The organism is Pseudomonas sp. 34 E 7 (genome assembly GCF_900005715.1).
GTDB lineage: Bacteria > Pseudomonadota > Gammaproteobacteria > Pseudomonadales > Pseudomonadaceae > Aquipseudomonas > Aquipseudomonas orientalis_A.
On sequence record NZ_CVTX01000002.1, the window covers coordinates 34,371 to 45,838 of the forward strand.

Annotated in this window: 5 protein-coding genes; all 5 read left to right on the forward strand. The window is 62.2% G+C overall.

All coding sequences use genetic code 11. The features are described from left to right. Window positions 1–53: 53 nt before the first annotated feature. The gene (locus tag BFP96_RS00210) at window positions 54–983 is read left to right on the forward strand and encodes a pentapeptide repeat-containing protein (protein WP_065935352.1); all 930 of its coding nucleotides are present in this window, start codon (window positions 54–56) and stop codon (window positions 981–983) included. A 118-nt stretch (window positions 984–1,101) separates the two neighbouring features. Next, on the forward strand, window positions 1,102–6,183 hold the full coding sequence (locus BFP96_RS00215) for an AMP-binding protein (protein WP_065935353.1): 5,082 nt from the start codon (window positions 1,102–1,104) through the stop codon (window positions 6,181–6,183). Then, window positions 6,183–7,715 (forward strand): HAL/PAL/TAL family ammonia-lyase, encoded by a 1,533-nt coding sequence (gene hutH, locus BFP96_RS00220; RefSeq protein WP_065935354.1) that lies wholly within the window; start codon window positions 6,183–6,185, stop codon window positions 7,713–7,715. Before BFP96_RS00215 ends, hutH begins: the two co-directional genes overlap by 1 nt. Next, entirely contained in the window at window positions 7,712–10,015 is a 2,304-nt protein-coding gene (locus tag BFP96_RS00225) for a condensation domain-containing protein (protein WP_065935355.1), read from the forward strand. The genes hutH and BFP96_RS00225 overlap by 4 nt, the downstream gene beginning before the upstream one ends. Window positions 10,016–10,017: 2 nt before the next feature. Next, window positions 10,018–11,468 (forward strand): AMP-binding protein (locus tag BFP96_RS00230; RefSeq protein ID WP_139113288.1); only part of this gene is annotated, 1,451 nt, incomplete at its 3' end.

Here is an 11,468-nt window from a genome sequence, read left to right on the forward strand (position 1 = left end):
CTGTATTTAACTTCCGTTTCAAAGCCGTCTCAAACCATTAAGGAGAGACAACTATGCACTTGAAATCAGTTATACAAACGCAAGAGAACACTGCATCTGATGCTTCAAACTCACCCGTTGCTTATCGTGTTGCTAACCTGCGCCAGCAGTCCGCGCGCAAAAACGACGGTTACGATCTTTCGCAGCAGGATTTCAGCGGTGCGGATATGTCCCGCTTGCGTCTGCGTTCGAGCGACCTGAGTGGCAGCAAACTCTCACGGGCCAGCCTGGCCGAAGGGCGTTTCGAGTCCAGCGTCTTCACTAATGCAGATCTCACTGCATCCAATCTGTCGAAAGCCGTACTGCGCGGCAGCAATTTTGAAGGTGCAACGCTGTCGGGCGCGATTCTCGACGGTGCCGTCTTTGAAGATGCTCGACTCACTGCGGCCGTGATGTCCGGTGTGAGTGCTCAGCAGGTTTCTTTTCGCCGTTCTTCGGCAGATGGAGCCAACCTGTCCCAAGCCAATCTGGCGGGGGCGGATTTCTCTGACGCCTCCTTGGCATCGGCTGATCTGGATCACGCTTTTCTGGTAAACGGCAACTTTTGCCGTACCAACCTTGAGAGCGCGAACCTGAAGGCTGCTGACCTGGCCAAGGCGTTCCTGGGCCAAGCCGTGATGATTGGTACCAACCTGTCCGGCGCAGACCTGAGTGGGGCAGACCTGCGCTTTGCCAACCTGCGGGGTGCGGACCTGCGCGATGCCAACCTGAGCGACGCCATCCTGACTGAGGCTTGCCTCGATGGTGCCGATTTGCGCGGTGTGCAGTGGGCCGGTGCAACGTTCGCCGGTGCCGGCTTCAAGGGTGCTCAACTGGATGACCTGCTCTTACAACATCTGACAGTGGGTGAAGTGGAGGGCAATAAGTCCACAGGCGTCATGGGTGTCTTCAATGACATCGTTGTCGCTAGCAAAGGCGGTGGTGGCGGTGGCGGTAACGCCTGATAGCCACTGGCTGTTTTAACGTTTGAGCGCCGCCCGGGCTCTGCTGAGCCCGGGCGGCGCCCGCCCCATCAAGGCTTTTGGGGCAAGAACGCGATTCGAATTTTTCAAGGAGCGAACATTGCCTACCCGTCTTGCGCAAGCCCTGGCACATCACGCTCGTTTGGTGCCTGATCAGGTGGCGTTTCGTTTTCTGAATACACAAGGCATCGAGGTCGATAGCCTGACTTACGAAGCCCTTGCCCGGCAGGTCAGCACAATGGCCGGCGGGCTTCTGGCTCGGGGTTTGCGCCCGGGCCAGCCGATTGTCTTGGCGTGCAGCAACCCAGCGCACTTTATTCGTGCTTTTCTGGCCATTGTGCACGCCGGCGGTATTGCCGTGCCGATACCCGTAAACGGGCGCCGGCAAGGCCGACTGGCCCATGTACTGGCTGACTGCCGGCCTTTTGCGCTGTTGTTCAGCGATGCGGCCAGTGTGGCCCGGCATCCCGAGGCCCAGGTCGACACCCAACTACTGGCGCTGCATGAGTTGGCCGGTATCGCCGTACCGCCGTTCAACGCCAGCGCAGAGGATGTCTGTTTTATTCAATACACCTCGGGGTCTACGAGCGCACCCAAAGGCGTCGTGGTCACTCACCGTCAATTGGCCGCCAACTCGCAGATGATCGCCGTTGTGTTCGGTCACGATGCCAGCACGCGGTTCGCCAGTTGGTTGCCGTTATTCCATGATATGGGATTGGTTGGTGCAGCCTTGCATCCATTGTTGATCGGAGCGCAGGCTATTTTGATGCCTACCGAGGGGTTTCAGGAGCGTCCGGAGAGATGGCTAAAGATGATCTCCGATTACCAAGCCCACACCAGCGGCGCCCCGGACTTTGCCTATCGACTTTGCGCGGCCATTGACGAGCCGGGACGCCTTGAAGGGATTGACCTGTCTTCCTGGCGCGTGGCCTATAACGGCGCAGAGCCGGTGAGAGCCAAGACACTGCAGCGTTTTACCACGACCATGGCGGTTCATGGGTTTGACCCCAAAGCATGGCTGCCATGTTATGGGCTGGCGGAAACCACCTTGCTCAGCGCAGGCCACCGTCAGCGTTCGCTGGTGCATACCAGCCGCTTTTGTCGCGAGGCGCTGGAGAGTGGCCGCGCTGTCACGCCTGTGGACGGGCAGCCCTCTACTGAAATTGTTAACTGCGGCGAAGCGGCACCCGGGGCCGACATTCGCATCGTCGACCCGACTTGCCTTAGTCCATTGGACGACGGCTATGTCGGTGAAATCTGGGTCGCCGGGGAACATGTGGCGAGCCGATACTGGGGGGGTGGTTCTGAGGCTTTCGGGGCAACGCTGGCAGCCAACCCGCAGGCGTCCTACCTGCGCACCGGTGACCTGGGCTTTCTGGCAAACAATCAGCTGTATGTCACGGGCCGTCTCAAGGACCTGATGATTATTGCCGGGCGCAACCTGTACCCGGCAGACATTGAGGCGATTGCTCGCGAGGCGCACCCCTTGTTGGCACAGGCGCGGCTGGTCGCAGTGGCACTGACCCGCGAGCAGTTCAGCGCGTGCATGGGTCGTGTGTCGCCGAAGGCATTGGATACCGAACAATTGGTGTTGATTGCGGAACTGCCGGCCCTGCCGATAACGGTTGCACTGCAACAGCTCGTCCAGGCGGTTGTACACGCATGTGAGCACCCCTTAGGGGCGATCATATGGGTGGCCAGAGCCGATATCAGTGTCACCACCAGCGGCAAGATTCAACGTGGCGAAGCCCTGCGCAAACTGCTTGAGCACCAATACCGGGTGCGCTCAGTCTGGCTCTCGCCGACTGTGGGCGACAGCCTCGATGGCGCACTGGCCCGTTTGGCCCAAACTCTGGGGGCGCGTAGCACACAGAGCATGGTCAACGCGGCGTTGGCGGAGGTGTTCAGCATCGCTGCCAGTTTGCCGACGCCGCCGGCCGCCGATTTACCTTTGCTGGCCGTTGGCTTGAGTTCCCTGGCGGCGACCCACTTGTTTGCCAGGTTGTCCGAGGCAACCCATGTTCGGGTTTCGCCGGCGCCATTATACGAGGGGTGGAGCCTGGCTCAGCTTGGCACTTGGCTGCGTCAACAGCCGCAGGCGCCGTCAACTCCCCGCGCCACGTCCGACAAGCTGCTCGCCGGACAGCAGGCCATTATGCAACGCCGTATGGAGCGTGGCGATGGTGCTTACGCATTGGCATTTGCCGTCAGCGGCCCGGCCCCGGCGATTGATCAGGTGACAGCGCTCGCCGTGCAGTTGCCCAGCCAAATCGCGGCGCTGGGTTTGCGCGTCAACGCCACCGTCGCAGGCCCCGATTTTACCTGGGATGACGCACCTGCGCCGGTTCCAGTGACGCATGTCAGCGGATCGACGCAGGCGCTTTTGACTGCATGCGGTGCCGAGGCCTTTGACCTGGCGCAGGGGCCTTTACAGTTGGTACGAATCCACGCTGAAGACGAATCCACAGAAACGCTCCTGATCCGGGTGCATCACATTGCGGCGGACTTCTGGGGCATGTTATGGATCGCACGTTACCTGGTGCAGTCCGGCGCCAGGCAGCCCGTGGCGCGACCACCCGTGGCGCCGCCGGTCGACAGCGCCGACCTTGCGTACTGGCGCGATGAGCTGGCGGCGTTCAACCCGGTCCAACTGCCACGCGAACGCAGCATTGTGCCGGCGCCGGCGCCCCATTGTGTGCCGTTTACCCTGGCCCAAGAGCCCCTCGACCGTCTGGGCCAGGCCACCGGGCAGACGTCATTCGTGGCGATGCTGACCTGCCTTTTTGCGCTATTGCAGCGCTGTACCGGTCACTGGGACGGGACGGTCGGTGTACCCGTCAGCGATACCTCGGGAGGTCGCCAGGGGTACGGTATCAGGGTGGTGCCGATCAGGGCGCAATTGGCACCGTCACAGGCCTTTACCGAGGCCGCCCGTCACATCGGTCACAAGATCGCGGGCGCTTTGATCCATGAGAGCGCCTCCCTTGAACAGATCACTGCACAATGGCGCCAGGCGCGCACCGACGCTGGGAGCTTGTTTGAAATCGCGGCGGTGCACCTGCCTGCGGTGACGGACGTGCCGCCGTCGTGGCGACGTTTGATTTTGCGTGATGGGCGCAGCCAGGTGCGGGTGGACGGCTTGACACTGTCCTGCGATGGCCTGGGGCCGTATGGTTTAGAGCAGCCGATCGAAATCGTCAGCTGTGAGACATCCGCCGGCGTGGAGGGCGTGGTCCGCGTCGACGCGGGTTGTTTCAGCGCCGCGACCGCGAGGCGGATTGCGCAGGGCCTTGAGCAGATTCTGGCGACGGCTGCGAAGAATCCGGCGATTGCGTTACAGGCGCTGGTCGATCAAAGCACCGACAGAGGCTGGCGGACGGCGCCGCGAATCAATATCGTGGCGCGCAGCTTGCCGGCCATGATCAGCGAATGGGCGAAGTCCCACGCCGATTTTCCGGCTATCCAAACGCCTGAAGAAACGTTGAGCTACCAGCAACTCGAAGAGGCCAGCAACCGGCTGGCGCGACAGATTTTGCAGCGGTTCAAGCCTACTCTGATTGCAGTACGCAGCGGCAAGCCAAGCGAGTGGCTTGTGGGCGTACTGGCGGGCATGAAAACCGGTGCGGCGATCATGCCGCTCGACAACAGCTTGCCCACTCAGCGCCTACAAGCCCTGCTCAGGCTGAGCGGCAGCAATCTATTGCTGGAAAGCGAGCTCGCAGGCGAGCGGGCGTTACCCGTCGATGAGCTGCCCAGGCTGAGTCTTTCCCAGCCTGACACCAGTGCGCAACTCGAGCACATTGCGTTGCCCGAGATACCAATCGACAGCCACGCTTACCTGATCTTCACCTCAGGCTCCACCGGGCAGCCCAAGGGTGTTCGGCAGACGCACAAAACCTTCGGTCATTTTCTGCAGTGGCAGGCTCAGGCCCTGGATATGGCGCCCGGCGCTCGGGTCGCACAGATAGCTGCGCCAGGGTTCGATGTGGCCTTGTGCGAGATATTTGGCGCGTTGTGCCACGGTGCGACGTTGGTGATGCCGCAGCATACCGTCGACTTAGCCCCAAGCCGGTTGCTGCAGTGGCTCGATGACGCCGCAATTTCCACTGTGCAGATCACTCCCAGCCGGTTGGACGAAATGCTGCGCAGCAGCAGCGGTTGGCCCCACGCCTTGAAAACTCTAGCCACCGTCGGTGAGCCGCTACGCCTTACGCTGGCCGACGAACTGCTCAAGCGCGGTGGGCCAACACTGAAATTGATCAATATTTATGGGCCTACTGAAACCGTCGCAGCGTGCTCGCACCGGGTCACGGCCGCAGACCTTCAGCGCGTGCGTATTCCCGTTGGCCAGCCGATTCCCGGGCGCGCCGTTGAAGTACGGGACGCGGCAGGCTTGCCTGTGCCAGCCGGTGTTCAAGGTGAGATTTATTTGCGTACGGCGGATATGAGTGACGGTTACACCGTCGCGACTCACGACGCAGGGTTTGTGCTATCGCCCTCGCGCGCGGCCGATGGCTGCGGGCTCTACCGCACGGGGGATATCGGACGCTGGACGGCAGACGCAGTGCTCGAAGTGCTGGGCCGCCTCGACAACCAGGTCAAGTTCAAGGGCGTGCGCATCGAATTGGAGGAGGTTGAGAGTGCGCTTGCCTTGCACCCCGCCGTGCACGCCGCCGTAGCGTCTCTGCGGCAGGTGGAGGCAACCCCCAGGCTGATCGCCTATATCGAGGCGGAGGAGGGCACGTTGGTGGCGGATGTACGGCGCTTCGCATTCAACCATTTGCCGTTGGTGGCAGTGCCGTCGTTGATCGTCGTCGTCGCGCAGTTACCGCGAACACCCAACGGCAAACTGGATCGTCGTGCACTGGCAACTTGGGAACCCCCGCAGCCTGCTGCAACGACCGTGGATGCAGGTTTGTCGCCGAATCTGTTGCGTCTGCAAGGAACTATCGCCGCTCTGTGGCAAGAAGTGTTGCCCCATGAGGAAGCCCCAAGTGCCGACACCGATTTTTTCGGCATGGGCGGGCACTCCATTCACGCCATGCAAATGCTCAATCTGCTCAAGACTAGAACCGGGGTTGCCATCGGCCTGGCGCAGTTTCTGGCCGAACCCACGGTGTCAGCGCTTGCCAGCCTGGTAGACAGCCACCTAACGCTTACACGCCCAGCAGAGGTCAACTGATGTCACACGCACGCCCAATCGTCATTGATGCCAACTTTTTAAGCCCCCAGGACCTGGTGTCTGCCGCGCGCAGTGGTTGCAGCCTGCGTCTGGATACCGGCGTGGTGGATAAAATCGACCGTGCTCACCGCTTTGTGCTCGAGATCGCCGGGGCCGAGGCGCTGCACTACGGTATCAATACCGGCTTCGGCTCGCTGTGCACCACGCATATCGGCGCGGCTGACTTGTCCACGCTGCAGCACAACTTGCTCAAATCCCACGCCTGTGGCGTCGGCCCCACGGTGAGCGAAGAGATCAGTCGCGTGGTGACGCTGATCAAGCTGCTGACGTTTCGCACCGGTAACAGTGGGGTGAGCCTGTCGACCGTCAATCGGATCGTTGAGCTGTGGAACCACGGGGTTGTTGGTGCCATCGCCCAGAAAGGCACCGTAGGCGCGAGCGGCGACCTGGCGCCCCTGGCACATTTGTTCCTGCCCTTGATTGGCCTCGGCCAAGTCTGGCATCGCGGTGTGCTGCGCGCCTCGGGTGAGGTCATGGACGAGCTGGAACTGGTCCCCTTGGCTCTGCAGCCCAAGGACGGCCTGTGCCTGACCAATGGCGTGCAGTACCTCAATGCCTGGGGCGCTTTGGCCTCGGTCAGGGCCAAACGCCTGGTGGCGCTGGCCGATCTGTGTGCGGCCATGAGCATGATGGGCTTCAGCGCCGCCCGCAGCTTCATTGACGCACAAATTCACCAGACCTCCCTGCATCCGGAACGCGCCCAGGTCGCAGGGCATCTGCGTACGCTCACTCACGGCAGCAACCATGCGGACTTGCCCCACTGCAATCCGGCCATGGAGGATCCTTACTCCTTCCGCTGTGCGCCGCAGGTCCATGGTGCAGCGCGGCAAGTCGTCGGCTACCTCGAAACAGTCATTGGCAACGAGTGCAACAGTGTGTCGGACAACCCGTTGGTATTTCCCGACACCCGGCAAATCCTCACCTGCGGCAATCTGCATGGGCAGTCGACGGCGTTCGCCCTGGATTTTGCGGCCATCGGCATCACGGACTTGTCTAACATCTCGGAGCGTCGCACCTACCAGCTGCTGTCGGGCCAGAATGGTTTGCCAGGCTTTTTGGTGGCCAAACCGGGCCTGAATTCGGGGTTTATGGTGGTGCAATACACCAGTGCCGCGCTGCTCAATGAAAACAAGGTGCTCTCCAACCCGGCCTCGGTCGACACCATTCCTACCTGCCACCTGCAGGAGGACCACGTGAGCATGGGCGGCACTTCGGCCTACAAGCTCCAGACCATCTTGGACAACTGTGAAACGATTCTTGCCATCGAGCTGATGACGGCGTGCCAGGCCATCGACATGAACCCTGGCCTGCAGCTGTCCGAGCGGGGGCGGGCCATCTACGAAGCCGTGCGAGAGGAAATACCCTTCGTCAAAGAGGACCAACTGATGGCAGATCTCATCAGCAAGTCCCGGGACCTGTGCCAACACTCAACGGTAATTGCCCAGCAACTGGCCGAGATGCAAGCCCAATGAGTGACGGCCAACCATCCCTGTGCGTGCAGGCACGCGGGCCGGCCAACGCCGTGCAGGAGGGGCTCTGGGTGGTGCAGTCGATCGGACGCGCCGGCACCGCCTACCAGGAAGTGCTGGCATTGAACCTGGAGGGCGCGCTGGACATCCAGCGCCTGGAGCAGGCGTTGGATCGTGTGGTGCGACGTCACCCCAGCTTGCGCAGCTGCTTTGTGGCCGGGCCCCGGGGCCTTGAACAATGCGTGATGAGCATGGGCGGGCCACAGCTGGTGGCCGAGCCGCTGGAGCCCGGGCACCTTCAAGCCTGGAGTGCGCGCCAACAGCAACTGCCATTCAATCTGTCCGTCGCCCCCTTGTTTCGTGTGCGCCTAGCGGTGCTGGGGCCGGACCACCACGTGGTGCTGATCGTGGTCCACCATATGATTGTCGATGGTTGGTCCCTGGGTGTTTTCGAGCGTGATCTGTCAGCGTTCTATGCGGCGGGGTCACACGCTGCCTTACCTGAATTGAGCGTTTCACCGATCGACCATGGCCGTAGCGAGAAAGCACGCGCGCATACGCCCGCCTGGCGGGATGCCCGGCGCTTCTGGTCGCAGTATCTGGCCGGCACTCCCAGGGTTGGCGCCCAGAGCGGCTCGCAGGCATTGACCCAGGTTCTGCACCTCGATGACCAGGCCACCCGGGCACTGCTGGCGGCTGCACGGCAGTTGAAGGTCTCGCCGTTTGCGCTGGGCTTCGGCGCCTTCGCCGTGGCCATGAGCACGCTGACAGAGCGTGACGACCTGGTGTTGGCCACCGACTTCAGCGGTCGCACCGAGCCCGCTTACGAGCCAGTGATAGGTATGTTCGTCAACCAGATTCCATTGCGCTGGCGCATGAGCCCCGGCCTGACTGGCGCAGGTGCCGCGCAGCAGGCCCAGCGGCTGACTCGCGAAGTGCTGGAACACGCGCATCTGCCTTATCCGCTGATTGTCGAAGCCTGCCAGCACGCAGGCGGCCAGCTTTTCGAGGGCAAATTCGTGTTGCACAACATGCCGCGCCATCCCCTGCATCTGGACGGCCTCAAGGTTCAGGTCAGCGGGGCCCAAGGCGCTGAGCCGAAGTTTCCGGTGTTGCTCGAATTCTGGGAGCAGGGCGACGGCCTGTCCGGAAGCGTGACCATTGATCCCAGCCGTAGCCGCTTGACCCCGCAACTGCTCGCCCAGCGCTTCCACGCGGTACTGGAGGGCATCGTGCTCACGCCGCAAAGTCAGTTGGGGATGTTGTCATCCCCAGCAGCAGCCCCTGCGTTCGTACCGTCGCGCCGACGGGTCGATGTGACCACCGACCCGGTCAGTATTACGCCGTCCACGCTGGCGCCATGCCCGACCCTAATCGAGTGCCCATCGGCGGACGTCGACTTGTCGCGCTGGGCCCACAAGGAATGTGACGTCATAGAAACCCATCTCAGGCGCAGTGGTGCCGTTCTGTTTCGCGGGTTCGGCCTCAATAGCAGCGACATGTTCGCGCGGGCAGTCAAGCAGCTGGGCGGAGAGCCCCTGCCGTACGTACAGCGCTCGACCCCCAGGATTGAAGTGGAGGCCGGTGTTTATACCTCCACTGAGTACCCGGCGGACCAGAGCATTTTCTTTCACAGCGAAAATGCCTACGCCACACGTTGGCCGGCACGGCTGTTCTTTTTCTGTGAGATCCCCGCCGCTCAGGGCGGACGCACACCGTTGGCCGACTGTCGGGCCGTGCTCAAGCAACTGCCTGAGATGATCCGCAACGCGTTTGAACGCCACGGTGTGATCTACCGGCGCCGGTTTCGACCCGGGCTGGGGTTGAGTTGGCAACAGGTATTTGCGGTGGATGAACTGGACACTCTGGAACGTCAATACGTACCGCAAGGCTATCGGTTTTCCAGAGGTTCACACCATGAACTGGTCGCCGACCTGGCAGTGCCTGCCGTGGTTACACACCCCGATACCGGGGAAGTCGCCTGGTTCAATCATGCCGCACTTTTTCATCCGGCGGCGTTGGCTGAGGCGCTGGGCGAGGTCGCTGCAGGGCAGGATGTGTCTCAACTGCAGGCAGTGGAGACCTTGCTGGGCGACGGATCGGCGATACCGGCCGAATGGATTGTGCAGATACGCCGCGCGTATGTCGCGGCGTCATTTGCTTTCGACTGGCAGCAGGGCGATCTATTGATGCTGGACAACCGTTTGACGGCGCATGGGCGCGAGCCATTTACCGCGCCGCGGCGAATACTCGTGGCGATGACACACGCGCAGCGACATCAACCATTGTTAAAGGGGTTTTAACCATGCACGAGCATACAGTCGCCGCTCCCCACCAGGTTTTCGAATGGTCGGGCGATAACAGTGCCGGGCCGCGTATCAGTGTGTGTCGATTCGAAGTCGACGCGAGTGTGACGCTCGACTCGCTGGGCGCTGCACTCAGCATTGTCTGGCAGCGTCACGAAGCCTTGCACAGTCGCCTTGTCGTGCCAGCGTCCCGGCGTTACCCGCTGACTGAGCTGGTAAAGCCCGCAGCCCCAGTGATTCGCGTGTTGGCCCAGGCGGCCGACGGCGCGTGCGCCCAAGCGGCCCTCACCCAGACGTTGTCGCAGGAGCCGCGGGTCACGGACGACTGGCTCGGCGATGGCCTGATCGTACCGACTGCCGACGGCCCGACGTTGGTCGCTTTGCGCCACCGTGCGGCCTTGGTCGATCCGGAAAGTTGGGTACTGCTGATGCAGGAGCTCGCCGACCAATTGCAAGGCCTGCCATCGGTAACGCGGCTGGACTACAGCGAAGTAGCCGGCTGGCTCGACAGTCAGTCCCCGTCGCCCCAGCAGGCCCTGGCCCATACGAGCGCATGGACCCGTGCCACGCAAGAGGCGGCTGCCGTGCCGGCCACCCTCGATGGGGGGCGCGTAGACCGCACAGTGTGCCTGGCCGTGTTTTGTGCAGTCCTGGCACGCTTTCGCGTCGACGCCGCGCCGGCGATAGATGTTTGCGACTCCATCCGGGACACGGTCGGGGACCAGGCCGGTGTCGGTGCCTATCGTGTCGCAGCCTCCCTTGCCACGCAGCTCGACCTGTCAATGCCAATGTCAGCCTGGGTTACTGCCTTGCGCGGGCGCACGCGCCCGTCACCTTTCGAGGTGCCGAGGTTGGCGGATGCAGGTTTTGCCTGGAGCGATACGCCACAGGCGACGATGGGCCCCCTCAAACTGCTGGGGATCGAGTGGATGCCCGGCGCAGTGCCGTTGGCACTGAATTGCCACCGCGTGGGCAGCCACTTGCAGGTTCATCTGTATCACGACCCCAAGGTGGTCGACAGCGAGACGGTTGCCGCGCTGCAGCTGGCGTTTGTGAGCGTGCTTGAGGCGACCCTGCAGGCCCCTGACACTGCGATCGATGTTTTGCCATTGACACCGCCGCAGAGCGTTGCGCTGACATCCCGCGGCCCACATCAGAAAGGGTGGGAATATCCCTTCCTTAACCTGTTTGAGGACGTCGTCGCGCACCACCCGGAGGCGGTGGCCATCGAGCGCGTCGGCACCCAGGCACGGGTGACCTATCAGGCACTGGACCTGCACGCCCGGCGTATCGCCAATGCGCTTAAACAGCGCGGGGTTGGGCCAGGAGAGGTGGTGGCCGTGGTGCTGCCACGCAGTATTGAGTTTGTTGCGGCCATTTTGGGCGTACTCAAATGTGCGGCCGTGTTCATGCCCATCGCGCCTTCAACGCCCTCAGTGCGCCTGGGCGC